The organism is Sulfitobacter sp. EhC04 (genome assembly GCF_001650875.1).
Classification (GTDB): domain Bacteria; phylum Pseudomonadota; class Alphaproteobacteria; order Rhodobacterales; family Rhodobacteraceae; genus Sulfitobacter.
On the sequence record NZ_LXYI01000053.1, the window covers coordinates 1 to 26927 of the forward strand.

General features: G+C 55.6%; 26 protein-coding genes. 24 read left to right on the forward strand and 2 right to left on the reverse strand.

What is annotated here, in order from left to right; genetic code table 11:
- Positions 1 to 382 precede the first annotated feature (382 nt).
- From A8B82_RS19905 to tnpC, 3 genes are read left to right on the forward strand one after another with little or no spacing between them, the layout of a single operon-like run.
- Positions 383 to 766, forward strand: a complete 384-nt coding sequence (locus A8B82_RS19905) for a transposase (protein WP_037238706.1) — start codon at positions 383 to 385, stop codon at positions 764 to 766.
- A complete protein-coding gene (gene tnpB / locus A8B82_RS19910; protein WP_067296546.1) occupies positions 763 to 1116 on the forward strand; it encodes an IS66 family insertion sequence element accessory protein TnpB in 354 nt (117 codons plus the stop codon). The genes A8B82_RS19905 and tnpB overlap by 4 nt, the downstream gene beginning before the upstream one ends.
- A gap of 55 nt (positions 1117 to 1171) precedes the next feature.
- Positions 1172 to 2746, forward strand: a complete 1575-nt coding sequence (gene tnpC / locus A8B82_RS19915; protein WP_067296551.1) for an IS66 family transposase — start codon at positions 1172 to 1174, stop codon at positions 2744 to 2746.
- Positions 2747 to 2772: 26 nt separating this feature from the next.
- Here tnpC and A8B82_RS19920 read toward each other — a convergent pair whose 3' ends face one another.
- Both A8B82_RS19920 and A8B82_RS19925 read right to left on the reverse strand, forming a co-directional pair.
- Positions 2773 to 3156 (reverse strand): MerR family transcriptional regulator, encoded by a 384-nt coding sequence (locus A8B82_RS19920; RefSeq protein WP_064223622.1) that lies wholly within the window; start codon positions 3154 to 3156, stop codon positions 2773 to 2775.
- Between the two features lie 51 nt (positions 3157 to 3207).
- Complete coding sequence (locus A8B82_RS19925) at positions 3208 to 4257, reverse strand: AraC family transcriptional regulator (RefSeq protein ID WP_064223623.1); 1050 nt, start codon at positions 4255 to 4257, stop codon at positions 3208 to 3210.
- 335 nt (positions 4258 to 4592) lie between these two features.
- On the opposite strand from A8B82_RS19925, the gene A8B82_RS19935 reads away from it, so the two are divergent.
- From A8B82_RS19935 to A8B82_RS20035, 21 genes are all read left to right on the forward strand, one after another.
- Positions 4593 to 5777, forward strand: coding sequence for an ABC transporter substrate-binding protein (locus tag A8B82_RS19935; protein ID WP_067296557.1), 1185 nt, complete (start codon positions 4593 to 4595; stop codon positions 5775 to 5777).
- Between the two features lie 84 nt (positions 5778 to 5861).
- Positions 5862 to 6719 carry a branched-chain amino acid ABC transporter permease gene (locus A8B82_RS19940; RefSeq protein ID WP_064223625.1) on the forward strand — a complete coding sequence of 286 codons (858 nt, stop codon included), beginning with the start codon at positions 5862 to 5864 and terminating at the stop codon, positions 6717 to 6719.
- A 26-nt stretch (positions 6720 to 6745) separates the two neighbouring features.
- Positions 6746 to 7666 carry a branched-chain amino acid ABC transporter permease gene (locus A8B82_RS19945; protein WP_064223646.1) on the forward strand — a complete coding sequence of 307 codons (921 nt, stop codon included), beginning with the start codon at positions 6746 to 6748 and terminating at the stop codon, positions 7664 to 7666.
- Entirely contained in the window at positions 7663 to 8412 is a 750-nt protein-coding gene (locus A8B82_RS19950; RefSeq protein WP_064223626.1) for an ABC transporter ATP-binding protein, read from the forward strand. The genes A8B82_RS19945 and A8B82_RS19950 overlap by 4 nt, the downstream gene beginning before the upstream one ends.
- The gene (locus A8B82_RS19955; protein WP_176832926.1) at positions 8409 to 9110 is read left to right on the forward strand and encodes an ABC transporter ATP-binding protein; all 702 of its coding nucleotides are present in this window, start codon (positions 8409 to 8411) and stop codon (positions 9108 to 9110) included. Before A8B82_RS19950 ends, A8B82_RS19955 begins: the two co-directional genes overlap by 4 nt.
- 51 nt (positions 9111 to 9161) lie before the next feature.
- Positions 9162 to 10712: an AMP-binding protein gene (locus A8B82_RS19960; protein ID WP_067296559.1), complete on the forward strand. Its 1551-nt coding sequence runs from the start codon at positions 9162 to 9164 to the stop codon at positions 10710 to 10712.
- An 11-nt stretch (positions 10713 to 10723) separates the two neighbouring features.
- Positions 10724 to 12232: a class I adenylate-forming enzyme family protein gene (locus tag A8B82_RS19965; protein ID WP_067296561.1), complete on the forward strand. Its 1509-nt coding sequence runs from the start codon at positions 10724 to 10726 to the stop codon at positions 12230 to 12232.
- A 15-nt stretch (positions 12233 to 12247) separates the two neighbouring features.
- A complete protein-coding gene (locus A8B82_RS19970; RefSeq protein WP_009808028.1) occupies positions 12248 to 13432 on the forward strand; it encodes a lipid-transfer protein in 1185 nt (394 codons plus the stop codon).
- Positions 13429 to 14244 (forward strand): SDR family NAD(P)-dependent oxidoreductase, encoded by an 816-nt coding sequence (locus tag A8B82_RS19975; protein ID WP_229678646.1) that lies wholly within the window; start codon positions 13429 to 13431, stop codon positions 14242 to 14244. The genes A8B82_RS19970 and A8B82_RS19975 overlap by 4 nt, the downstream gene beginning before the upstream one ends.
- 211 nt (positions 14245 to 14455) lie before the next feature.
- Positions 14456 to 15244 (forward strand): enoyl-CoA hydratase/isomerase family protein, encoded by a 789-nt coding sequence (locus tag A8B82_RS19980; RefSeq protein ID WP_009808030.1) that lies wholly within the window; start codon positions 14456 to 14458, stop codon positions 15242 to 15244.
- 12 nt (positions 15245 to 15256) lie between these two features.
- Positions 15257 to 16495: a thiolase family protein gene (locus tag A8B82_RS19985; RefSeq protein WP_009808031.1), complete on the forward strand. Its 1239-nt coding sequence runs from the start codon at positions 15257 to 15259 to the stop codon at positions 16493 to 16495.
- Between the two features lie 9 nt (positions 16496 to 16504).
- A complete protein-coding gene (locus A8B82_RS19990) occupies positions 16505 to 17641 on the forward strand; it encodes an acyl-CoA dehydrogenase family protein (RefSeq protein WP_009808032.1) in 1137 nt (378 codons plus the stop codon).
- Between the two features lie 8 nt (positions 17642 to 17649).
- Positions 17650 to 18423 carry an SDR family NAD(P)-dependent oxidoreductase gene (locus A8B82_RS19995; RefSeq protein WP_009808033.1) on the forward strand — a complete coding sequence of 258 codons (774 nt, stop codon included), beginning with the start codon at positions 17650 to 17652 and terminating at the stop codon, positions 18421 to 18423.
- Positions 18424 to 18427: 4 nt separating this feature from the next.
- A complete protein-coding gene (locus tag A8B82_RS20000; protein WP_009808034.1) occupies positions 18428 to 19543 on the forward strand; it encodes a CaiB/BaiF CoA transferase family protein in 1116 nt (371 codons plus the stop codon).
- Positions 19540 to 20421, forward strand: a complete 882-nt coding sequence (locus tag A8B82_RS20005; protein WP_009808035.1) for a branched-chain amino acid ABC transporter permease — start codon at positions 19540 to 19542, stop codon at positions 20419 to 20421. The genes A8B82_RS20000 and A8B82_RS20005 overlap by 4 nt, the downstream gene beginning before the upstream one ends.
- Before the next feature lie 3 nt (positions 20422 to 20424).
- Entirely contained in the window at positions 20425 to 21504 is a 1080-nt protein-coding gene (locus A8B82_RS20010) for a branched-chain amino acid ABC transporter permease (RefSeq protein WP_009808036.1), read from the forward strand.
- Positions 21501 to 22268, forward strand: a complete 768-nt coding sequence (locus tag A8B82_RS20015; protein WP_009808037.1) for an ABC transporter ATP-binding protein — start codon at positions 21501 to 21503, stop codon at positions 22266 to 22268. Before A8B82_RS20010 ends, A8B82_RS20015 begins: the two co-directional genes overlap by 4 nt.
- Positions 22265 to 23035, forward strand: a complete 771-nt coding sequence (locus A8B82_RS20020) for an ABC transporter ATP-binding protein (protein WP_064223630.1) — start codon at positions 22265 to 22267, stop codon at positions 23033 to 23035. The genes A8B82_RS20015 and A8B82_RS20020 overlap by 4 nt, the downstream gene beginning before the upstream one ends.
- A gap of 5 nt (positions 23036 to 23040) precedes the next feature.
- Positions 23041 to 24879 carry an AMP-dependent synthetase/ligase gene (locus tag A8B82_RS20025; protein WP_050757564.1) on the forward strand — a complete coding sequence of 613 codons (1839 nt, stop codon included), beginning with the start codon at positions 23041 to 23043 and terminating at the stop codon, positions 24877 to 24879.
- A 20-nt stretch (positions 24880 to 24899) separates the two neighbouring features.
- A complete protein-coding gene (locus A8B82_RS20030; protein ID WP_039965744.1) occupies positions 24900 to 26063 on the forward strand; it encodes an ABC transporter substrate-binding protein in 1164 nt (387 codons plus the stop codon).
- 61 nt (positions 26064 to 26124) lie between these two features.
- Positions 26125 to 26745: a TetR/AcrR family transcriptional regulator gene (locus A8B82_RS20035; protein ID WP_064223631.1), complete on the forward strand. Its 621-nt coding sequence runs from the start codon at positions 26125 to 26127 to the stop codon at positions 26743 to 26745.
- Positions 26746 to 26927 lie beyond the last annotated feature (182 nt).

The window sequence follows — 26927 nt, forward strand, 5'->3', positions numbered from 1 at the left end:
TAGGCCAGAAGCGGTAATTTCTCTTTTATTAGGGTACTACGACACGTGAGGTGACAGGGCTGGGGCGGTTTCGAATGTGGCGGATTGCAACTTAGTATTTGCCTGGAATGTGGGCAGAAACACGCATAAGCGCGCTTATGGCAAATAATGCGCAGGGACCCGCTGTATGTTGTAAAAGCGAAATTTTACGTCCCAGCACTTTGTCGATTGTGTTTTAGAGCTAGCTCCATCCATTCGCTTCCAAATTATGGGTGTTTGCATCAACCAGCCATCTATTTGGTCGGTGCGTTGGGTTTCGGGTAAGCGGTGCCTTACCCCCATCCTTCCGCACTAAGGTTTGTTCTGCGATTGAGGTCCTTCATTGATTTGAGGGAGTTTCTCGATGGGAGCTACAAGCGAGTTTCTCACACCTGTGCCTCGGCGCTCAGACGGCAAGCGGGAGTGGCCATTGGATCTGAAGGCCCGGGTTGTGGCGGAGACGTTGATCGCGGGTGAGACGGTCAAGGGGGTGGCTGGGCGCTATGATTTGATCCCGAGCACGGTTTCGGATTGGCGTCGCATGGCGCGGCAGGGCAAGCTGGTTTTGCCCAATCTGGATGGCATGGGATTTGTGCCGGTTGAGATCGAGGAAGCGGCAGTGCCAGCGGAGGCGCCTGTCGGTGCGGGACGATCAGGCACGCTCGATATCGTCAAGGGAGATGTGGTGATCCGGCTGGATGCATCGACCCCGGCCGGGCGCATTGCCGAGATTGTCATGGCGCTATGATCCATCCGGGCCCGGGGGTGAAGATATTCGTGGCGACCAAACCGGTCGACTTTCGCAAGGGGCATGATGGGCTGGCGGCATTGGTGCAAAGCCATCTGCGTTACAAGCCCTTTGACGGCGCTGTCTATGTGTTCCGCGCCAAGCGTGCGGATCGGCTGAAGCTGATCTACTGGGACGGCTCCGGTCTCGTGATGTCCTACAAGCGACTGGAGCAGAACAGCTTCAAATGGCCAAAGGTGACGGACGGCGTCATGCGGCTTGATCCGGCGCAGTTCGAGGCGCTGTTTGCCGGGCTTGACTGGCGACGGGTGACTGCCCGGGAAGTGGCACCACCGGCTGCGGCAGAGTGAATCAGACGGTCTTTTTGGGGCGGTGGTGGCTTGCTGTTTTTGGTAGGTTTGGCCCATGAGCTTCCCCGCCGATCTTCCCACGGATGTTGCGACCTTGCAGGCCCTTTTGCGGGCAGCAGAAGAGCGCGCATCCGAGCGTGATGCGCGACTGGCTGAGCGTGACGCAGTGATAGAGCGCAAGGAGGAGCGGATCGTCCGGCTGGAAAAGCTGGTGGCAGACTTCAAGCGGGCGATGTTCGGCGCCAAGTCTGAGAAGGCCGATCCAGACCAGTATCAGCTGGCGCTGGAGGACATCGAGACGGCAATTGCAATAGTGCATGCGGAAGACGAGGCGATTGATCCGCCCAAGGCGCAGCCCAGAAAGCGGAACGCTAACCGGGGCGCGTTGCCCAAACACTTGCCCCGTGTCGAAGAAATCATCACGCCCGAGAGCACGACATGCGATTGTGGCTGTGATCGGCATGTGATCGGCGAAGATACCAGCGAGCGACTGGATATTATCCCGGCCCAGTTCCGTGTGATTGTCACCCGTCGTCCAAAGTATGCCTGCCGGTCCTGTGAGAGTGGCGTCGTTCAGGCTCCGGCAGTCTCACGCCTGATCGAGAGTGGCCTGCCGACCGAGGCGACGGTGGCCAGTGTCATCGTTGCCAAGTTCGCGGATCACCTGCCGCTGTATCGACAGGCTCAAATCTATGCGCGGCAGGGTGTCGATCTCGATCGGTCCACACTGGCGGCATGGGTGGGCAAAGCTGCCTGGGAGCTGGCCCCGGTCTACGACGCACTGATCGCCGACCTGAAGCGCTCGACCAAGCTCTTTATGGACGAGACCACCGCCCCCGTGCTCGACCCCGGCAAGGGCAAGGTGAAGAAGGGATACTTCTGGGCCTTGGCCCGAGATGACCGACCATGGAATGGAGATGATCCACCCGGCGTGGCGTTCACATATGCGCCGGGGCGATCCGGCAAATATGCGGTGGATATTCTGAAGGGCTTTGACGGCATTCTTCAGGTCGACGGCTATACCGGATACAACCGTGTAATTGACCCAAAACGGCAAGCCAACATCCGGCTCGCCTACTGCTGGGCGCATGCCCGACGCAAGCTGTTCGAGCTGACCAAAAACAGCGCAGCGCCGATTGCGCAGGAAGGGCTCAGGCAGATCACAGCTCTTTATCGCGTCGAGGCGCAAATCCGCAGCTTGCCTGCATCCCAGAGGCTGGCCGTTCGGCAGGACAAATCCGCCCCGATGGTCGCGGACTTCAAAACTTGGCTGGAACAAGCCAGAGCGCAGGTCTCAGCCAAATCCCCAACTGGCGAGGCGCTCAAATACATCGCAAAATACTGGGACGGGCTGATCCTGTTTCTCACCGATGGCCGCATCGAGATGGACAACAACACCGTCGAACGCACCATCCGCCCCATTGCCATCGGTCGCAAAAACAGTCTTTTCGCAGGTCACGAAGCCGGGGCCCAAAATTGGGCAGTTCTGGCCTCCCTCTGCGAGACCTGCAAGCTGAACGGAATGGAACCGCACGGCTATCTGACCCAGACCCTCACCGCTATCGTCAATGGACATCGGCAAAGCCAGATCAATGAGCTCCTGCCCTGGAACTACGTCCAAACCGTGTGATCGGAACACCGCTTACGGTTTCGGGATCACTTTTTGAAATTCAATTCATTGGCGAGCTTTGAGGTTTCTCGTAATTCTGCCAGAGCTTCCTCTCTTTCTTTTATCTCGGCGCGAAGCTTATTTTCGAGGATTTTTGATATCCTTGCCCATTCGCGAAGCTGCGCTCTTGAGCCCCTGTTTTTATATATTTCTAACCAAACTCTTATATCTTCAAGCTTCATTCCGAACCGACGACCTCGCAAGATCAGCTTGAACCGCGCGATCTGTTTGCGATCATAACTTCGTTCACGCCCTTGTAGCGTGGGTTTGAGAAGTTCGAGATATTCGTAATACCGCAGGGTTCGGGGGGTGACGTCGAATTTCCCGACCATCTCTTTGAAGGTGAGCGTTTCGTCATCGGACTTGTTCATGGCGTCACTCCGTTCTGATATATGGTCGTGTTAGCGTCTCGTCGTCTAATCCTAACGTGAACTGGCGAATAACCCTTTGCTGGTTTTTCGATATGCGGACGGCGAATCCCCTGAAACCCGCCGGAAAAATCGCGACAGGCTGGCAGTTTCCGAAAAACCGAGGCGATCTGCAACTTCAGCCAGCGGTAACTCGGATGTATCAAGAAGCTCCCGTGCGCGGCGCAAGCGCACGCTATCGATAATCTGGCGATAGCTCATCGACTGACTGGCAAGTTTTCGATGTAAAGAGCGTTCTGACAAATGAAGCGTTTCGGCCACTTCCGGCGCATTGGGAAAAACGCCGCGCACCTGCATCAACACCTGATAAACCGAATTTGCTGTTCCGGTATGCTTGGGGCCGGTTTCAAGCATATTCTCGCACAAAACACGATAGTTTACCGCAAGAAGGGCATTCGCCAGCGGCAGTTTCAGCGCGCCTGTTCCAGGATGAAAGTGAATGCAACTGCGCGGTGCGCGATACACGATTTCGGTTTGCCAGCGCGCTTCTAGGTTCATCCAGCCTTTCGGGCGGTCCAACGGGCATTCGATCAGACGGATGGGCAGGTTTTCTTGACGCAGGTCCCGGAAGAAGGTCGGGCCGGACCCAAGCAGCCGTTCATGAACAAAATCCAGAAGATCGGGCGGTACATACTGGTCGTCGGCAACAAACCCTGTTGCAAAACCTTCATCGTCCTCTGTGATGTCATATGCCAGCAGTGCGTATCCCAGCCCCTGCATTTGCGTGAAAACCCTCAGCCCCGCTGTCACATTCTCTGAAACTAGCGTGGCAAGCCCGATAGGGCCATACGAGATCAGGCTGTAACGCAGACCGGTGACAAAAGCGACACCTTCAATATGCGCTGTACTCCGGCAAAAGGCACGCAGGAATGTGAGTTCCTGAATACCGTCCAGCGTGCCCCATGGATCCGAGAGAAGGCTGAGCTGCAAACCTGCTTCTTTGAGCAATGGGTCAGGATCAATGCCGTGTTCGATCAGCACGTCACACATGAACTGGATGCTATGTTTGGGAAGACGCAGGTTTTGGAGCAAGCCCACCTTCATGACGATGACCTCAAAATTCTACTGATGGGTAAATAATATCGATTTGGCAGAAAATGTCAAATTTGTGGCGTTTTCGGACATTCCCTGCCAGTCCTAACCCTGCGATGCTTGATGCAAGAGATGGGGGAGGGTTAGGGACACGGTCGCGATCAGATGCACTTTTGCGCCATTTGCAAATCCATGATTTGTTACCGCCCGATTGCTGATCCGACGTATGATAAAACCCGCCAAACTTGCTGATAGTATTCTGCTTTTCCGGGAACGATTTATCCCGGGCAGCGCATCATTCGCCTTGCAGGAGAAACTTCTTGGGGCGTGAAACCGGGAGGAAAACTATGAAACGTCGGAATTTTCTACGCAGCGCCGGGGCGCTAACTTTGGCCAGTACCTTGCCTGCGCCAATGGTTCTGCGGGCCGCAACGCCCGAAGATTATCACATTGCGGGCATTCTGTCTTTCTCGGGCGCATACGGCTTGATCGGCAATGACATGCGCAAAGGCGCGGAACTTGCCGTGGCCATGCGGGGTGGCGAATTGTTGGGCAAAAAAGTCCGCTTCAGCTGGGAAGACGATGAAACCAAACCCCAGCCCGCCGTACAAAAAGCAAGCCGGCTGTTGGCGGAAGGCACGCAATTGATGTTTGGCGCGGTCAGCTCAGCGTCGACTCTGGCACTGCAAAGCCTGTCCACACAGCGCAAGGTGCCGCATCTGGTCACGATTTCCGCAGACGACAGCATTACCAAGATGGACGGTGCGCGTTACTCATTCCGTACGTCCAACACGTTGGCCATGGAAATGAACATGTGTGTTGAATTCGTAAAGAAACGCGGGATCAAGAGAGTATACGCGGTCACGGCTGATTATCAGGCCACGCGCAGCGCCTTTGACGACTTTGCCGCAAAAGCAAAAGCCGCCGGTGTCGAGATCGTCGGGAATGACTTTGCCCCGCTTGGCAACCGCGACTTTTCGGTCATCATCGACAAGATGGCGCGTTCGGACGCCGATGGTATTCTGGTTGTGGCAACGGGCAATGACGGCGTCACCTTCTGCAAGCAGGCAGGTCAGGTTGGGATGGGTCAGAACAAAGTGCTGTTCGGCCCCGTGCTTCAGGATGAAATCTTTGCAGCCGCGACAGGCGAGGCCGCATTGGGCGTGAACTCCGGCGTGCGTTATCACTTCTCGCTCGACAATCCGGCAAACGCCGAATTCGTGACGGCCTACCGTGACGCAAACGGTGACTACCCTTCGGCCTTCGCGGGCGAGGCATTTGACGGTCTTCGCTGGTGGATGGATGTCATCGAAGCGACTGACAGCTGGGATGTGGAAACCTGGGTCGATGCATTTGAAACATCGGTCTATGAAAATTCGGTCGAAGGGCGCAAGGAAATGCGCGCTTGTGACCATCAGGCCAAACAGGTCGGTCTTTGGGGTGAAGTTGTGAAGGGCGAGGCACCATTGCCGGACCTCACCATGAAAATCACCGAAGAGTTTTCGGCAAATAGCCTGTTTAGCGACTGTTAATCGATCCTCCCTGAACTGGGCGGCGCTGTTCCCTCGCGACATGCGTCGCCCGCTTTTTTGGGGTGAAACTGAGGAACCCTGAATATGTCCATTATCGTGATCGGGCTGAGTCTCAGCTTTCTGCTGTTTCTGCTGGCAGCGGGCTTGACCCTTATTTTTGGCATGTTGGGGGTGATCAACTTTGCCCATGGCGCGCTTTATATGCTTGGCGCGTTTGTCGGGTATCAAATTGTTCATATGACCGGATCGTTCTGGTTGGGACTGCTGTTTGCGCCGCTGATCGTCGCCTGTGTTGGTGCGCTGATCGAAATTTTGGCGCTGAAACAGGTCTATGACCGCGACCACATTTTTCAGCTTTTACTCACTTTCGGATTCATTCTGGTCATCGACGACGCGACAAAGATGATCTGGGGATTTGACTATAAGCAAGTGCCGACACCAGAAATCTTCATGGCACCGATTTCCATGTTTGGCAGTCAAATACCGTCATACCGGCTTTTTGTAATCGGTTTTGGTGCAGCGGTTTCTCTGGCACTGTTCTTGCTGCTGGACCGTAGCAAATGGGGCATGATTATTCGCGCCGCCAGTTCCGATCCGGAAATGGCTCAGACACTCGGTGTAAATGTAAACCGGGTTCGCACCGGCGTCTTTGCGCTTGGTGCGTATCTTGCGGCTCTTGGTGGCGTGGTTAGCGCACCGTTGGTGCCGATCGAACTGGGCATGGGATTCAGCGTTATCATCGACTGTTTTGTCGTGGTGATCATCGGCGGGCTTGGGAACATTCGCGGCGCAATCCTTGCGTCGTTGCTGTTGGGCATGACGCGGGCGGCCGGATATACCTACGCAACTGAATGGGTCGAACTACTTACCTTTGCCCTGTTGATCGGAACGCTGATGTTCCGGCCTGCGGGCTTGTTTAGCACAAAGGGGCGTTCGGCATGACACGCAGGATTATCGGTCAGGCCCTGATGGGCATTATTATCGCAGTTATGATTATCGTTCCGTTTTTTGTGCAGGATGAGCAATGGGTGAACCTTGTCAGCCTGATCCTGATCTGGGCCTTGTTCGCAATCGGCTTTGATCTGGTCTTCGGGGTGACAGGTATGCTGTCATTCGGCCATGCGGCGTTGTTCGGGGCAGGGGGTTATGCGCTCACAATCCTCACCCTCAGCTATGGCGTCGGTTTTATACCGGGCCTTTTTGCAGCGGCGATTGTCGGAGCGGTGCTGGCTTACCTGATGGGGCTTTTTGCGCTTCGGGTTTCGGGGCTTTTTTTTGCACTGCTGACACTGGCCCTGGCGCAGATGATGTACATCCTTGCGTCCAACAAGCTGCGCGCAATCACCGGCGGATTGGACGGTATTCCAGGCGTGCCGCGGCCTGACTTGTTCGGGATCAATTTCTACGACAACCACAACTATTATGGGTTTATCGTGGCGGTTTTCCTGATCGGACTGGCGCTGATGGCATTGCTGCGTGGGTCGCCATTCGGGCGGGCATTGCGCGCGGTACAGGCGAACGACGTGCGCGCCGCGCAACTCGGATACAACGTCCATAGCTTGCGCCAATCGGCGTTTATCGTTTCGGGTGCGTATGCAGGTGTTGCAGGAGCCCTGCTGGCATCGTTGATCTTCTACATCTCTCCGCAAATGCTGCATTGGTCCACATCGGGCGACGTTTTGATCATGACCGTGCTGGGCGGCAAAGGCACATTGCTAGGTCCGATTCTTGGCGTGGCCTTGTTTGAATTACTGAAAGAAGAACTGAGCCAAATCACCCAATATTGGTACGGCATCCTTGGTCTGGTGTTCATTTTTGCCACCATCTTCCTACGCAACGGTATTGCCGGAATGTTCCAAGGTGATCAGGACGAAGGAGACATGCAATGACTGCCGGATCATTGAGTTGCAACGATATTCAGGTCTCCTTCAGCGGGTTGAAAGCTGTCAACGGTGTGACGTTCGACTTCCAGCCGGGTCAGCTTTACGGGATTATCGGACCTAACGGTGCGGGCAAGACCACGTTGATGAATGCGCTTTCGGGTCATGCCAAGCTAAGCGGTGGTCAAGTGATGCTGGACGGGCGCGATGTAACGGGCCTGTCGGTGCATAAACGGACCCGCATCGGTCTGGGCCGCAGTTTCCAGATCACCAAGATCTTCGCCGGCATGTCGGTGCTTGAGAACCTTCAACTTGCTGCTTTTGCGCATCTGTACAGGTTGCAGCCCTTCTGGCTTCCGGCGGGCCGCTTTCCTGCAGTCAGGGAACGGGCCGAAAGCGTTCTCGAAGAGATCGGCCTGACGGTGATGGCGCACCGCCCCGCCGAAACCTTGTCTCACGGCGATCAACGCGCATTGGAAGTCGGGCTGGCATTGCTGAGCAACCCATCGGTCCTGTTGCTCGATGAACCATTGGCCGGTGTTGGACATGACCAGATCGGGCCTGCGATGGAGCTGATAAAACGGATCGTCAAGGGCCGCACCGTGCTGCTGATCGAACACAACATGGACGTTGTAATGCGGGTCTCCAGTGCTTTGGTCGTGATGGTTCAAGGGCAAATTCTGGCGTCTGGCAGCCCTGAAGAAATCCGCGCAAACGCCGAGGTGCGAGCGGCTTATCTGGGAGAAGAGGAATGAAGCTGCTTGCGTTGGAAAGCTGCAATGTCACTTATGGCAAGGCGCAGGCGTTGCATAGCGTGTCGATCGAAGTCGCACAGGGCGAAGTTGTTTCGCTGATCGGGCGCAATGGCGCAGGCAAAAGCACCATTCTCAAGACGATCATCGGTTTAAAGCAACCGGTTTCAGGGCGCAGAGTCTGGAAAGGGGACGACGTTACCGCGCGACTCCCGAACCAACTGGGCCGTCTGGGCATTGGGTATGTCCCCGAAGACAGGCGCATTTTTGACAATCTGACAGTGCATGAAAACCTGCGCATCGCAACCGTCATGGGACGCACTGGCGCATGGACCGAAACCCGGATTTTTGAAATGTTTCCGGTGCTGCTTGATCGCGCGTCACAGGCGGGAAACACGCTTTCGGGCGGCGAACAGCAAATGCTGGCGATTTCGCGCGCGCTTTTGACTAATCCGGAACTGTTGCTGCTGGACGAACCGACTGAAGGCCTTGCCCCGCTGATCGTTGATGAATTGGTCGATTCGATGCGGCGGATCAACGAAGAAGGTATGACGCTTTTGCTGGTTGAACAGAACCTGCGCGTGCCGATGAAATTGGCCCATCGACAGTACGTTGTCGACAACGGGACCGTCCAGTGGAGCGGCACGACAGCAGATTTGCTGGCCAACCGCGAAGAGATCGAAAAGCTCATCAGTGTATGAGTTCAGACTGGCAAGGCGGGAAAATCCCGGAAACCAAGATAGGAAACCGTTATGCGTGTGATCGATTTCTTCGACAGGGGTGTCGCAATCAACCCTAACGTGATCGCTTTGGAAGATGCTAAAATCGGCCGGAGTTACGGCGAAGTTCAGGAACGCACATATCGTTTCGCCAATGCCATCACTGCCGAAGGGTACGGACGCGACAAGATGGCCGGCGTTTACAGCCCCAACTGCGTGAGCGGCCTTGAAGTTATGCTGGGCTTGTTTCGTGCCGGCACGATCTGGGTTCCCGTCAATGCCAAGAACGGCGTAGAAGAAAACGCGTATATCCTGGATCATAATGATGTGGAGATTCTGTTTTATCACAGCGATCTTGCACCGGCGCTGGAACAATTGCGTGAACTTTGCCCAAAGATACAAAAATTCATCTGTCTGGATAAACAAGACGGCGCGGCACCATGGCTGGAAGACTGGATGGCCGCGGCCCCTTCAACCGATCCCGATGTGCCGCTTGGCCCTGATGATCTTGTCGGAATTTTATCCTCTGGTGGGACAACGGGGCGGCCCAAGGGGATCATGCTGACGCAGTTGAACTGGACCACGCTAATCGCGAACTATTATGCCAGTTTTGATGCCGGACCTGACCCTGTGCATTTGCTGATCACGCCTATGACCCACGCGTCAGGGGTGCTTGCCATTGCGTTGATGGCCGCTGGTGCGCGCAGCGTCATCCTGCCGGGATTTGATGCCGCCAACGTTCTAGACACAATTGAAAGCGAGGGAGTGACCCATCTGTTCCTGCCGCCGACCGCCGTTTACATGCTGTTGTCGCAACCGGAAGTTGCGCAACGTAGCTTTCCGTCATTGCGGTTCTTTCTTTATGCCGCCGCACCTATGGCCATTGACAAGCTGCGCCAATGCCTGAAGATTTTTGGGCCGGTCATGGCGCAGTGTTTCGGACAAGCAGAATCGCCGATGTTCTGCGCGCTGCTGACGGCAGAGGATCACAATGTTATCGGAGATCCGGCCCGCGAACACCGGCTTGCAAGTTGCGGCAGGCCCGCACTTTTGACACCGATGGCGATCATGGATGATGACGGTAACATTATGCCGCGTGGTGAGCATGGTGAAATTGTTGTGCGCGGAAATCTGGTGATGAAGGGGTATTACAAAAACCCCGAAGCAACCGCAGAGGTTTCCCAGTTCGGTTGGCACCATACCGGCGACATCGGGTATCTGGATGACGAGGGTTACCTTTATATCGTGGACCGCAAGAAAGACATGATCATTTCGGGCGGCTTCAACGTTTATCCCTCGGAAGTCGAGCAGGTGATCTGGTCGCATCCTGCCGTGCAGGATTGCGCGGTGATCGGTGTGCCTGACGAAAAATGGGGTGAAGCGATCAAGGCGGTGATCGAACTCAAACCCGATGCAACGGTGGAACCCGAAGCAATCATTGCATTGTGCAAGGAAAACCTTGGCAGCGTAAAGGCCCCCAAAACGGTTGACTTCTGGGATGAACTGCCGCGCAGCCCCGTTGGGAAAGTGCGCAAAAAGGACATCAGGGATACGTTCTGGCAGGGGCAAGCGCGCAGAATTTAGGGAGCAGAATTATGAACATCGCGTACATTTTGACACAGTCCGCGCGCGCCTATTGCGATCGACCTGCCGTCTGCTTGGGGTTGTCGACGTTCAGCACCTACACCCAATTACAGTACCGCAGCGCGGCCTTGGCCGCTGCGCTGAAACAGCGCAATCTGGTAAAAGGTGACCGTGTTCTGATCTTCATGGGCAACCGGCCCGAATATATCGAGATCCTGTTTGCCATCTGGACTGCCGGATGTGTTGCCGTTCCGTTGAATGCCAAACTGCACCCTAACGAAGTGACCTATATCCATGCTAACTGTGATGCCGCACTTGCCTTTACCGACCGGCCGGAAGACGTCGAAGGGTTTTCAGCAGTCATTGCGGTCGGTGGACCGGAATATAATGCGGCGTTACAAGCGTCAGCGGATTTGCAGCCTGCACACGCTGCGCAAACCGATCCGGCATGGATTTTTTATACCAGCGGCACGACGGGCCGCCCGAAAGGGGCGATACTGACCCACCGCAACCTCTGGACCATGACCACGAGTTTTCTGGCCGATATGTGTCCGGTTACGGAAATGTCGGCGGCGCTGCATCCGGCACCGCTGTCTCATGCGGCAGGGCTGTTTATGCTACCGTTTGCGCAGCGGGGCGCGGCGAATGTTGTGCCGCAAAGCGGTGGATTCGATCCGCATGAAATCGTGACGTTGCTGCATGAATATCCCCATTCATCTTTTTTTGTCGCACCCACGATGCTGACGCGTCTGACGGCCTATCCTGCGCTTGACACGGCGGCCATCGAAAACCTTGATCTGTTGTTCTGCGGCGGTGCGCCGATTTATGTCGCAGACCTGCGCCGGGCGATGGCGCTGTTGGGCAACCGCATCTGGATCGGATACGGACAAGGCGAGGCACCATGTACGATCACTTATCTACCACCGCATATATTGAGCTGGGAAATTCCGGATAGTTGGCTGGGATCCGTCGGCATTCCACGCACCGGCGTCACGGTCTGTGTGGTGGATGAAACAGGCACACAATGCCCCCCAGATGTCGCGGGCGAAGTGATCGTCAGTGGCGATGTGGTGATGGCGGGATACTGGGGCAATGAAACGGCAACGGCGTCAGCCTTGCGGGACGGCTGGCTCCATACCGGCGACATTGGCAGCGTGGACGCCCACGGTTTCCTGACGCTCAAGGACCGGTCCAAGGACGTGATCATTTCTGGCGGGTCAAATATTTATCCGCGCGAGGTCGAAGAGGTGCTGCTGCGTCATTCCGGCGTGGTCGAAACTAATGTTGTTGGCCGCGAGGAGGCCGAATGGGGCGAGGAAGTCATCGCGTTTGTCGTGGCAGAGCCGGGCGTGACCGCACAGGCGCTGGACCGTTTTTGTCTGGATAACATAGCGCGGTTCAAGCGACCCAAGGCCTATTGCTTTGTTCTCGAACTGCCCAAAAGCAGCTACGGCAAAATACTTAAGACAGAGTTGCGCCAGATGCTGACCGACCCCGATACACAATTCGAAAAACCATAAAAAAGGAGACCCAAAATGACTGCCATTATTGCCGGTGTCGGCATGATCCCTTTTGCAAAACCGGGCGCATCGGCACCTTACGACGAGATGGGCGAGGTGGCGATCCGTCTTGCACTGGATGACGCCGGTATCGCGTTCGAAGACGTGCAACAGGCCTATGCCAGCTATGTTTACGGCGACAGCACAAGCGGGCAGCGTGTGATTTACCGCGTGGGCATGACGGGCATCCCGATTATCAACGTGAACAACAATTGTTCGAGCGGTTCAACAGCGCTTTTCCTCGCACGGCAGGCTGTCGAAAGCGGTGTGGCAGAATGTGTGCTGGCGGTGGGTTTTGAACAGATGGCCCCCGGTGCGTTGGGTGTTGTCTTTCCCGATCGCCCGTCACCGCTGGCGGAATTTGATGCCGCCACGGACCGGCTGATAGGGGACGTCGATCTGCCGATGACGCTTCGGTATTTCGGCGGTGCGGGCAAGGCGCATATGGAACGATTTGGTACGAAGATGGAGACATTCGCCAAAATTCGGGCCAAGGCTAGCCGCCATGCCGCGAACAACCCACTCTCGGTTTTCCGCAAGGAGATGACCACGCAGGATGTAATGGGTGCGCAGGTGATCTGGCCCGGTGTAATGACACGGCCAATGGCTTGTCCGCCCACCTGCGGCGCTGCGGCGGCGCTTGTGGTGTCCAAAGGGTTCGCTGAAAAAATGGGCCTTGATACAACTGTACAAATCCGCGCGCAGGCAATGACAACGGATAAACTGCTGGACCCTGAAACCGGCGACATGATCGAAGTGGTTGGCGCCAGGCTGAGCCGTGATGCCGCGCGCATGGTCTATGAAAAGGCGGGCGTGGGTCCTGACGATATCGACGTGATCGAATTGCATGACTGTTTCGCGCAGAACGAATTGATTTCCTACGAGGCCCTGGGGCTATGTGCCGAAGGTGATGGCGAAAAGTTGGTCGATGATGGCGACAACACCTTTGGCGGGAAATACGTCACGAACCCGTCTGGTGGTCTGCTGTCAAAGGGGCATCCACTGGGTGCTACGGGGCTGGCACAGTGTTTTGAGTTGACCAACCAACTGCGTGGAAAGGCAGAGAACCGGCAGGTCGATAATGCGCGGCTTGCCCTCCAGCATAACGTTGGGCTGGGCGGTGCGGCGGTTGTTACACTTTATGAAAGGATTACAGCATGACAAAACCACCAATGAGAGATCGTGACGATTTCGGCGTGGCACTTGTCACCGGTGCAGGTTCTGGCATCGGACAGGGGATTGCTTTGCGGCTGGCGGAGTTGGGCGCGAGGGTTGTTGTCACTGATATTGCCGAAACAGGCATAGCCGATACGGTCAAGCAGATCGAAGCGGCAGGTGGTACAGCGCTTGGGCAAAAGCTTGATGTGTCGGATCCGGCATCGGTGAATGCGGCATTTGACGAGACGGAACGCTGGGACAAATGCGTGGATGTGCTGGTGAACAATGCGGGTATCGTCGGGATTAATCCGTTCCTCGATTTTCCTTTGGAAGACTGGAACCGCGTTATGGCTATCAACCTGACAGGCAGCATGTTGTGCGCGCAACTTGCTGCGCGTGAAATGGTTCGTCAGCGATATGGCAGGATCATCAATATCACGTCGGTCAGCGGCATCCGCGCAGGGGTCGGGCGCACGGCTTACGGCACGTCCAAGGCGGCCTTGGTGGGGCTGACACGCCAGATTGCGCTTGAAGTTGCGGCGCATGGCGTCACGGCAAACGCGATTGCACCGGGCGCCATTACAACTCCGCTCACCGAAAGCACCTATACCGAAGAAACGGTTGCGCGCCTGTTGCCGATGATTCCGGCGGGTTACATGGCCGACCCTGCGGATATCGCGGCGGCAGTTGCCTATCTGGGCTCGCCTGATGCGCGATATGTGAACGGTGAAACACTGGTCGTTGATGGTGGATATGTCTGTGGCGGCATGATGCAGACTGGCTCGCTGGATCTGGGCACAAAAAGTTCGTCCTGAACACAAGGTGTCGCGCGGCGAGGCATTTTTTCATGTCGCGCGCATCATCGGGGAACGCACTATCTTGATGTCGCCGGATTGCTGATTCTCCGATCAAATCGGACGGGAGAAACCGACAACCTACAAGCCTATGTAACCTAACGTAAATTAGTTCTTGATTTGATTATATATTTTTGATTACTTACTGGTAAGTAAATAGAAAGACGCACGCATGACTCAAGCGAATGTACTGGTCGAATACCGTGGTCCGGTTGCGTGGCTGACGTTGAACAGGGCCAACAGTCTTAATGCACTTTCTGTCGACCTCATTGGGGAACTGCGCGCCGCGATAAGAGAGATCGCTGTGGCAAAACAGGTGCGCGCAATTGTGCTGACGGCTGCGGGGCGTGCGTTTTGCGCCGGTGCCAATCTGAAGGAAGTCCTCGCTGGTCTGGATGATGCCGATACGCAAAAGGGTGATTTTCTTGACGCTATCGGCGCGACGTTTCAAGCGCTGCGTGATTTGCCGAAACCGGTGATCGGCGGGCTGAATGGCATTACCGTTGCGGGCGGGCTGGAACTCGCGATGTGTTGCGATGTGCTGATTGCGGGCGAGAGCGCCAGAATTGGCGATGCTCATTCGAATTTTGGTGTGTTCCCTGGCGCAGGCGGCGCTGCTGTCTTGCCGTGCCGGATCGGACTCGCAAACGCGAAATACCTCTTGTTTTCGGGCCAAAGTCTACCAGCGCGCGAATTGATGCGCATGGGGCTGGTGCAGGAAGTGGTTGGTGATGACGCGCTTGAAGCGCGGCTGCACGAGTTCAGCCAGTTGCTGGCGACCAAAAGCCCGCTGGTCCTGTCGCAGATGAAGCGGGTAGCCAATGCATCCATCGAAATGACGCAGGTGGAGGCGCTGAAACAGGAACTTGCCGTGCTGCGCGAACATCTGAAATCCAACGATGCGGCCGAAGGACTTGCCGCATTCGGTGAAAAACGAAAGCCGGTTTTCACCGGCACATGAGCGGAGATTGAAATGACAAAAATTTACATTGCCGGGGTCGCGATGACCAAAATGGGACGCCTCGACGGGGCAACGGTAAAGTCGCTGACCTGCGAGGCTGTCGATGGCGCGATGGCGGACGCCGGCATTGGCAAGGATGACATTCAGGCTGCCTACTACGCGAACACAACACAGCGACATCTTGAGGCGCAGTTGATGATCCCGGGCCAGATCACCCTGCGCGAGATGGGATTTGAGGGCATCCCGATGGTAAACGTCGAAAATGCATGTGCCAGCGGGTCAACCGCGTTGAACCTTGCGGCTCAATTTCTCAAAGCAGGCGAGGGTGACGTGGCTTTGGCCGTTGGGGCCGAAAAAATGTGGACAGGTGACAAAGCTAAGATGTTCAGCTTTTTCGATGGCGCGTGGGATGTGTCCACCGTTGAGGAAAATACCGAAAAACTGATGGCGCTGGGCAAAGGCATCGACGTGCCGAATGACACCACTTCGGACAAGCCGTTTTCAGTCTTTATGGCGATTTACGGAGCGTTCGGGCTGGCGCATATGCGCACGTTCGGCACGACCCAAAAACAGATTGCTGCGATTGCAGCAAAGAACCACATGCATTCGGTTGAAAATGAAAAGGCGCAATTCCGCGCGCCTTATACCGTTGACGAAATATTAAGCGCACCACCGATCACTTATCCTTTGACCCTGCCAATGTGCGCCCCGATGAGCGATGGCGGTGCCGCTGCGGTTCTGATGACCGAGGCCGGATTGAAAAAGTTCGGGATCAGCCGGGATCGTGCCATCGAAGTGCGCGCCAGCGTGATCCAGACCGGATCAAACCGCGCGCCGGAGGATTATGAGAACCACCTGACCGCGATTGCGGCACGGCGGGCATATGAAATCGCCGGTATCGGTCCCCAAGACGTATCAGTTGCCGAAGTGCATGACGCAACAGCGGTGGGTGAGTTGATCCAGATCGAAAACCTTGGGCTGTTCCCATTTGGCGAAGGGGGTGCTGCATCCGAGCGCGGTGACACCTCCATCGGCGGGCGGGTGCCGGTGAACCCGTCGGGCGGGCTGGAATGCAAAGGCCACCCGATTGGCGCGACTGGGTTGGGCCAGGTTTACGAACTGGTATCGCAACTGCGCGGTGAATGTGGACCTAGACAGGTCGAAGGTGCGCGGATCGCCATCGCGGAAAATGGCGGCGGTTTGATCGGTATCGAAGAGGCCGTGGCCTCCATCCTTATTCTCGGGCGCTAGGAGCGAAAGATGTTCAAAACCGAAGAGCAGATAATGGCTTGCGATTCCTTGCGCCGGTTTCTGGATGACCAGATCGAACCGGAATACCTGAAGGTTAAGGATGCGCCGTTCGAAAAAGAAGTCATTCAGGGTTTCATGACGCGACTTGCCGAGTTCGGTCTGACATCGGCCCCGCATCCCGAAGAAGCGGGCGGTATGGGGCTGGATTGGACCACCCACCTGATGCTGTTCGAAGAGGTTGGTGTTACGGCAATAGATATCGCGCTGCCCATTCTGATCAACGTGGTGGCAGGTGAGATTCTGCTGAAGCTCGGGTCTGATGAGATTCGCAAAAAATATATCGGTCCGTTGCTTGCCGGTGAAATTACCGCGTCGATGGGCATATCGGAACCAAATGTCGGGTCCGATGTGGCCGCTGTCAAAACCCGAGCGCGGCGGGACGGCGATGACTGGGTGATCAATGGCGAAAAGACCTGGATCACCAATGGTCGCTTTTCGGATTTCCTGATATGCACCTGCGCCACCGATGAGGGCCTGACCCATATTCTAGTGGATCGCAAAGAGCATGGCTATGAAACCCGCGACATCAAAAAAATGGGTCTGAACGCACAATCCACGGCACAGATCTTTCTTGATGACGTGCGTGTGCCGATTGCAAACACGATAGGCGAGGTCGGCCGCGGCTTGCAGCAAACGCTTGTGGTGTTTGAACGGGCGCGCGTTCACATGGCCATGTGGGGAATCTCCCTGGCACGGCGCGCGTTGGAAGAGTCGATCAGATATGCGCAGGAACGCAACCAGCACGGCAAGCAGATAGCGGGTCACCAGCTCATCGCAGACAAGATCGCCGTAATGGCCACAGAGATTGATGCTGCGCGGCTTTTGACCCTCCGTGCCGCTGGCATGATCGACCGCGGCGAACGCTGCGACAAGGAATGTGCCATGGCCAAATGGTACGGCACGGAAATCGCAGTGAACGCAACGCGCCAAGCAGTGCAGATCCACGGTGGCAATGGTGTCACCACCGATTTTATCGTCGAACGGCTGGCGCGCGAGGCCATTATCGGGCCGATCCCGGACGGGACTACAGAAATACAAAAATTGCTGATCGCACGGACGCTTACCGGCGTGCAGGCATTCAAATAGGAGCGGTCATGGAAATCGAAGGCAAGACAATCATCGTCACCGGCGGGGCATCGGGTCTTGGCGCGGCGACGGCGAAATATCTGCGAGCACGCGGTGCCAAGATTGGTATTTTCGATATGTCGCAGGGCGCTGGCGATGCGCTGGTCAAGGAACTGGGTGCTTCAAACGCAATGTTCTGCAACGTCGATGTGACCGACGATGAAGGCGTGGACGCGGCAGTTGACGCCGTGGTTTCAAAATTCGGTGCGCTGCATGGGTGCATCAACTGCGCCGGGGTCGTCAGCCCGATGAAAGTGATCGACCGTGACGGCAAGGCCGCGTCGCTCGACACATTCCGCCGCACGGTTGATATCAATCTTGTCGGCACATTCAACGTAATGAGCAAAGCTGTTCAGCGGATGTTGTTGAATGAACCCGAAAACGGCGAAGAGCGCGGTGTTGTTGTCAACGTCTCCTCTGGTGCTGCGATGGAAGGGCAAATCGGCCAGCCGGCTTATTCGTCGTCAAAGGCGGGGGTGATGGGCCTTAACCTGCCTGCCGCGCGCGAACTGGGTGCCAAGGGCATTCGCGTCAACGCGATTGCACCCGGCCTGTTCGGCACGCCGATGGTCATGTCGCTGCCCGACAACGTGATCGCAAACCTCGAAGCCTCTGTCGAAGCGCCCAAGCGTGTCGGCCGGATGGAAGAATTCGCTCATTGCTGCGCCTTTCTGATCGAGAATTCATATATGAACGGCGAAACCGTGCGGCTTGATGCTGCCACGCGCCTGCAGGCGAGATAGGGCGATGCTGCAACGCTCAGGTCCCCTCAAAGGTGTACGCATTGTTGAAATGGCAGGTCTTGGCCCTGCGCCGTTTGCTGCGATGCATCTGGCTGATCTGGGCGCTGAAGTGGTGCGCATCGCGCGGCCCGGTCAGAAATTTCCGTTGCCGATTGATGCGAAATACAATCTGTTCAACCGCTCGCGCCGCAGCCTGACACTTGACCTGACAAAGGCCAGAGATGTCGACCGGCTCTGGCAGTTGATCGAACGTGCCGAGGTGCTGATCGAAGGGTTCAGGCCGGGCAAAATGGAAAAGCTGGGATTTGGTCCGGAACAGGTGCAGGCGCGCAATCCGGCCTTGGTCTATGGCCGATTGACCGGATGGGGACAGGAAGGGCCGCTGGCACATGCAGCGGGCCACGACATGAATTATGCCGCCATAACCGGTGCGGTTTGGGGTTTGGGCGATGCGGACCGCCCGCCACCTGCACCGATGAACCTGATCGCGGATCAGGGCGGCGGCGCGATGATGCTGAACGTTGGTATCCTTGCAGCCCTGACTCATGCGCGCGCCACGGGGCAGGGGCAGGTGGTCGATACGGCCATGACGGACGGGGTTAACCTGCTGATGACCATGCAGCACGGGTTGGTCGCATGTGGCGCTTGGTCTGATAAACGGTCTGGCGATTTTATCAACGGCGGCGTTGCGTGGTATCGTTGTTACGAAACGGGCGATGGCAAATATGTGTCCGTTGGATGTCTCGAACCGCAATTTTTTGCCGAACTTCTGGCACTTCTGGGCCTCACAGACGATCCGCGCTTTGCCGATCAATACGCACCCACCGCGCAGGCCAGTATGATGGACGCGCTTACGGAGATTTTCCTGACTGCGACCCAACAGGAATGGTGCGATATTCTGGAAGGCAGCGACGCGTGTTTCGCACCTGTGGTTTCTCTGGCTGACGCATCGGATCATGCGCATAATCGCGCCCGGGGCAGCTTTGTCACAGTAGGTGGCATCGAGATGCCGACGCCCGCACCGCGATTCTCGCGAACACAACCCGACACACCGACGACCGGAGATGCGGGAGAAATCAGCCTTGATGAAATCCTTGAACACTGGGGGAACAACGCATGACTGCCTTGTCTTTTGCCGATGCGATGCAGCTTTTTGTGGTCGGCCTGTCACAAGGGTGCCTTTATAGCCTGATCGCGATTGGTCTGGTGCTTGTGTATAAGGCGACTGAGCAGGTGAATTTTGCCCAAGGCGAATTCATGATGCTGGGGGCATTTGTCGGGTATCAGTTCATCGTGCTGATGGGGATGCCCTACTGGCTGGGTGCGATGTTGACATTGGTCTTCATGGGCGCATTCGGCTACGGCGTCGAAGCGCTTGTGGTGCGGCGCCTGACGGGCCAGCCGGTGTTCACTGTCTTTATCCTGACGCTGGCATTGGGTATCGCGCTCAGGGCGGTTGCAGGGATAATTTGGGGGTTTGGCAACTATTCGTTGCCTGCTCCGGTTGATGGCAATCTTACACTGGGCCCAGTGATCATTTCTTGGGCCAGCGTGTTGTCGATTGTTGTCACCGCGGTTGTCGCCAGCGCGCTGTACCTGTTTTTCCGTTACGCTCGGCAGGGTGTCGCCATGCAGGCGTTGTCCCTGAACCAGTTAGCAGCGTTCTACATGGGTATTCCTGTGAAACGGCTGACATCCTCGATCTGGGCAATGTCCGCGATCTTTGGCGGGATTGCCGGACTGCTCCTGGGGCCAATGACGTTGGTTTCGACGCAGATGGGTTTTATCGGGTTCAAGGCATTTGCAGGGGCAATTGTCGGTGGTTTCGGCTCCATCCCCGGTGCGGTGATCGGTTGCTTGCTGATCGGTGTGACGGAACCGTTTTTCGATATCATGTTCCCGACCCTCAAAGGAATTGGTGCCTACTTGATCATGTTCCTTGTGCTGTTGATCCGTCCGCAAGGCCTGCTGGCCCAAATTTATGCAAAGAAGGTCTAAGCCATGCGCGTAATTTTTCGCAAATCCTATGTTCAGGACATCCAGCTTTTCCGCGACCGTGGACAGGCATTCTGGTATCTGCTGTTTGCCGCGATCGCACTGGCCGCGCCGCTGTTTCTGGACGGCTATTTTCTGGATGAACTCTCATTCGTATTCATCTATGCTATCGCGGGTCTTGGGCTAATGGTGCTGACCGGATTTTCCGGGCAGGTGAGTTTCGGACAGGCGGCGTTTGTCGCAATCGGTGCCTACACTCACACGATCCTGCTGACCCGTTACAGCGTGCCGTGGCTTTTGTCGCTGCCGATAGCGGCGTTGGTGGCTGGGCTGGTCGGGTTGGCCGTCGGACGGATCTGCGGAAAGATGCACGGGCTGTATCTGGCGATTGCCACGCTTTCGATTGCGATTGTGACCGAACGGCTCATCGGTGGTGCGGGCGATTTCACAGGCGGTCATCGTGGCCTTTCGGTGCCGGAAATCAATATTCTCGGGCTGGCCATCGACGAAAGCTGGAAAGTTTATCTGCTGAATTTTGTCATCTTCGTGGGTTGTATCCTGATCGTTCGCAACCTGACACGCACAAGGTCGGGTCGCGCCATGATTGCGATCCGCGACTCCGAAGTGTCGGCGCGGGCGTTGGGAACCAATGTGGCCTTCTTCAAGGCATATGCGTTCTTCATCTCGGCAGTTTTTGCGGGCCTCGCGGGCGGGCTGCTGGCGCACGCCTTCTTCTACATCACGCCGGAAACCTTCGGAATGGGGGAATCCATCCGTCTGCTGTTGATGATCGTCGTCGGCGGGATCGGAACCATCCACGGCGCGGTTTTTGGGGCGTTCTTTATCGTGCTGCTGCCAACCGTGTTGAGCTGGGTCAAGATCGTGCTGCCCAGTGCAGTCGCCACGTCCGGCGGTTTCGATAGTCTTGCATTCGGTCTGATCCTGCTGGGGTTCATCCTGTTCGAACCTGACGGACTTTATGGACGCTGGACCAAGATCCATCACTATTTCAACGTGTTCCCGATGTACAAGAAGCGCAGTTTCCAGCGTCAGAAGACATTCCTCAAAACGGAGCGTTTAAGATGAACGGGTTGGAGATAGATAACGTATCGCTTTCCTTTGGTGGTTTGAAAGCGGTGGATGGCTTGAGCTTTTCAGTTGAACCGGGGTCGGTGTTCACCATCATTGGCCCCAATGGCGCGGGCAAAAGCACGGTGTTCAACCTCATCTGCCGGATTTACGATCCGTCGCAAGGCGACATCCGGTTCAACGGCAAAAGCCTGCGAAAAGCGAAATCCCATGAGGTAATCAACCACGGCATTGCGCGGACGTTCCAGAATATCGAACTGTTCGAACATGCGTCATTGCTTGATAACTTGCTGATCGGGCGCATCCGTCACGGCAAATTCGGGCCTCTGAGTGAGCTGTTTTTTACCCGTTCGCAGATGCGTCAGGAACTGGCCCACCGCCGCAAAGCCGAAGAAATAATCGAGTTTCTTGATCTCGAAGGCTACCGTCATGCACGGGTTGCGGATTTGCCGTATGGCGTGCGCAAAAAGACCGAAATGGCCCGCGCGTTGGTGTCGGAGCCAAAGATCCTGTTGCTGGACGAACCGTCAAGCGGACTGACCAGCGAGGAAACCGACGATACTGCTTTTGTGATTGAAGATATCCGCGAGGTCCTGGGTGTCACCGTTGTTATGATCGAACACGACATGAAACTGGTGAACAAAGTTTCGGACATGGTGCTGGCCATCAACGAAGGCCGGTTTCTTGCAAGCGGCAGCGCATCCGAAGTTCAAAGCGATCCCGATGTTCAGGCGGCATATCTGGGAGGGCAGGCAGCATGACCGAGGTACTGCGCGCCAGCAACGTCGAAACGATGTATGGCAGGGTGATGGCCATTCGCGGCATCAGCCTGACGGTCAAGGAAGGGTCGGTCGTTACGGTCATGGGCTCCAATGGGGCGGGCAAAACGACGATTTTGAAAACCATCTCCGGCGCGCTTGATCCGTTCAAGGGGCAGGTGGAATTTGAAGGGCGCGATATCACCGCGCTTGACCCAGATGTCATCGCGCGCGCCGGCATCGCCCATTCACCCGAAGGGCGCGAAGTGTTTTCCCTCTTGTCGGTCAAGGACAACCTGATGATGGGTGCCTATTGCCGCAAGGATCGCGATGAAGTGGCGCGTGACTTGGAAAAGGTGCTGGGCTGGTTTCCCGTGCTGCGCACCTTTCTGGAAAAGCAGGCGATCTATCTATCTGGCGGGCAACAACAGATGTTGGCTTTGGGTCGCGCGTTTATGCAGCGTCCGCGCGTGATGTTGCTGGACGAGCCGTCGCTGGGCCTGTCACCGCTCCTGATTTCCGAGATTTTCCAGATCATCAAACGGATCAACGTCGAAGAAGGCGTGACCATGTTGCTGGTTGAACAGAACGCCAGTGTTGCGCTGCCGGCCGCCGATTTCGGGTACGTCCTTGAAACCGGCCGGATCGTTATGGAAGGTGAACGCGACGTTCTCATGAAAAGTGCTGACATTCGCGAATTCTACCTTGGCATCAAAGCAGAAAGTGCGCGCGGCGACCGCCGCTGGAAAGCAAGAAAGACGTGGCGATGAACACAATGCAAGACCAATCCACCGCAGGATGGACGCCGCCGCCGGTCCAGATTGACGGCTGTGACACGTTCTCCAAACTGTTCCGGCAGAACTGCAAGAAGTTCGGCAACAAAATCGCAATCCGCGAAAAGGATTTCGGCATCTGGAAAGAATTCAGCTGGCTGGACTATTACGCATCCGCGCGCAGGGTCGGGTGTTCACTTATGGCGTTGGGCTACCGTGAAGGTGACGTGGCCGCGATCATTAGTGAAGACAACAAGGAGTGGGTGTTTGCCGACCTTGGCATCCAGTGCATCGGGGCCACGACTCACGGGCTATATCCTACTTTGCAGGAAAAGCAAGTTGCCTATCAGTTGAACGATAGCGGAGCGAAGGTGCTATTCGTTGAGGATGAAGAGCAGCTAGATAAGTATCTGGGTGTGGAGGACCAGCTTGATCATCTCGAAAAAGTTATCGTATTTGATATGGAAGGGTTGCGCAGTTTCCAGCATGACAAAGTCATAGGCTGGGAAGAATTTCTCGCACTGTCGGACGCTAAAATCGAAGAACTGAGCGTTGAATTTGAGCGCCGCGTTGATGCGGGCGATCCCGAAGATATCGCAACGCTGATCTATACGTCCGGCACAACCGGTGCTCCCAAAGGTGCCGCGATGTCGCACCGCTTCTTTCTAGCGCAATCGGATAATTACCCCGAATTGCCGCTCGGACCGGGCGATGAAGTTTTGACGTTCCTGCCGCTGTGTCACGCGGCCGAACGGATCCTGTCTGTCTGCGTGCCGATCCGTCACGGCATAACCATCAACATCGCGGAAAGCGGCGATACATTTGCCGCTGACATTCAGGAAGTCGCGCCAACATTCATCTTTGCGGTGCCGCGCGTGTGGGAAAAATTCTATTCCCGTATCAATTTTGTGATGAATGATGCCACCGCATTTGGCCGGTTTGCCTATGACCAAGCCCTGAAAACGGCTGGACGCAGGGAGGCATTGATTGCTGCGGGAAAATCTGTGCCGACGATGCTTAGGCTTAGGCATAAGGTGCTGGACTTTCTGGTGCTTCGAAATATCAGGGTCGAACTGGGACTGGCGCGCGCGCATACGATCGTATCGGGTGCGGCACCGATTTCAGCCCGACTGCTCAGCTGGTTCAATGCCCTTGGGGTGACAGTACAAGAGGCATATGGCCAGACCGAAACCGGCATTGTGACTGCAACCATACCGGGCAGATCACCGATCGGTTCCATCGGCCGGGCAATGCGCAATGTCGAAGCGAAACTGGCCGATGACGGTGAAATCCTCATTCGCTCATCCAGCAATTTTTCGGGTTATCTGAACCAGCCTGAAAAGACGGCGGAAACCGTGGTCGATGGCTGGGTCTATACGGGTGATGTTGGGACGATGGATGCCAATGGTGACCTAACTATTCTGGACCGCAAGAAGGACATCATCATCACCGCAGGCGGCAAGAACATTACGCCTTCGCAGTTGGAAAACGAGCTCAAATTCTCGCCCTATATTTCTGATGCGGTGATCATCGGGGACAAGCGCAAATACCTGAGCGTGCTGATCATGATCGACCACGAAAACGTTGAAAAATACGCGCAGGAAAAGCGTATCCCGTTTTCCAACTACAAATCCCTGTGCGCAAACACCCAAATCCAGGACTTGATCGAAGGCGAGGTGGAACAGGCGAACAGCGGTTTCGCGCCGGTCGAGCAGGTAAAGAAATTCCGGCTGATCGACGTACTTTTGACAGCCGAAGACGACGAGCTGACTCCGACGATGAAGCTTAAGCGCAACGAGATCGAGCGCAAATACAAAGACCTGATCGAAACGATGTATTGAAACACCAAAGGGAGAGACCAATGAAGAAACTAGCAACAGCACTTGCGTTTACCGCAATGACAGCCACCGGCGCGATGGCCGAGGGGCTGCAGGGCGTGACCGACGACATGATCACGCTTGGCACCTATACGGACCTAAGCGGGCCGTTGGCAGTCTGGGGTGTGCCCGAGGCGAATGGCCTGCGCATGCGCGTGGACGAGATCAATGCGGCGGGCGGCATTCACGGTCGCCAGCTTGAGATTATAATCGAGGACACGCAATATCAGGTGCCCCGCGCGATTCAGGTTGCAAACAAACTGATGCGCCGCGACCAGATTTTTGCGATGGTTGGCGCGCTTGGCACACCGATGAACCTAGCGATCATGCCGCAACAAATTGAAGCGGGAATTCCCAACATGTTCCCGATGTCGGCCGAGGTCGAGATGTATGAACCATTGGATCCGATGAAATACGCATTTTTTCGCAGCTATACAGACCAGTTTCGCGCGGGCGTTGCATACTTCAAGGAAAATGGTGATTTCTCAACACCCTGCATTGCGCAACTCGCAAATGAAGCTGGTGAATCAATGGCGCTTGGCGTCACGCAGCAATTGGCAGAGTATGACATGAAAGTCGCGGCCAAAACGGAGCATTCGGCAACCGAATCCGATATGCTCTCGTCTGTAACCACATTGAAAAACGCCGGTTGCGATATCGTGTTTCTGGCGGGTGGGGTGCGCGATACAATTCTAGTTGTTGCAACATCTAAAAAGCTTGGTTTTGAACCGACTTTCGTGACTGGAATGGTGTCCTATATGGATGCAGTTGCGACTGCCGCTGATGGCGCGATGGATGGTCTATATCTGGTATCGCCTTTTGTTTTTGCGAACGCAGGAGACTCCGAAGGGGAAGCAAAACGTATCCTGGAGAGTTACAGCGAAATTTACGGTGAAAAGATGGCCCCACAAGCGCAGCTTGGTTACGTTTTCATCGACCTGATTGCCGTGGCGCTCGAAGCTGCTGGTCGCGATCTGACGACCGAAGGATTTCTGGCCGCAACCGAAGCGATCACTAGCTATGTTGATCCGATCGGCGGCCAGTCGGTCAGCTTTGGCCCGGAAGACCATCAGGGCATCGAAAGTCTGATTATGGCAAAAGTCGAAGACGGTAAATGGACTATTGCGGCCCGCGGGCTCGACTACTAGTCTGTCAGTGATAAATGCGGGCGGTGCTTCGGTTCCGCCCGTTGGTTTTGAAAGAGTAGCTTTGACTAGAATCCATTGGCACAAAAAAACCAAAGATGCCAAAGGCCAGCAAAAGCTGAAACGGCGGGCCATGCTCAATCTGGCCGCGCATTCGTTTTCAACAGTCGGATACAAACAGACATCGATGGATGACATCGCAGCGGCACTCGCAGTCACCAAGCCCGCGCTTTATTATTACGCCAAAAACAAAGAAGATATCCTGATGCAATGCGCCCGCATCTCGCTGGAGCGGGTCGAGCTATGCTTCACATCGGCACAGGAAGTTCAGGGTAACGGGCTTGATCGTATCCGCGTATTCTTTAGAGTCTATGCGAACATGGTTGTGAGCGAATTCGGCTCTGCCTTGATGCGCGAAGCGCGGCGCAATCTGACCGGAGAAAATCAGAAGAATTTGCGTCAGACACTGATAGACGGTCAGAATTTTCTTGAAAGTATTATCGCAGAAGGGATCAAAGACGGTTCTATCCGCGATTGCGACTCAAAGCGCCTCGCACATGTGCTTTTTTCGGCCTTCAACCAGATGCCGATCTGGTATAATCCGAAAGGGCCGCTTAACCCAGAGAGTATTGCAGATGAAATGCTGGAACTAATCATCCATGGCGTGGGTGCGAAGAATACTTGATTCTAAATTTGTTGCCTATTCAAACAGCGCCGATTTTATTAAAGATTTAACATAAGATAGACTCTCGGATTTTTGAAGGAGCACTTTCATAATTAACATAAACTTCATTACCAGATTTTCAGCGCGTTTTTGGGCAATTTCAGTTGCGGGTTGGAAACTCTACCTCACCCCATTGCGCCGTT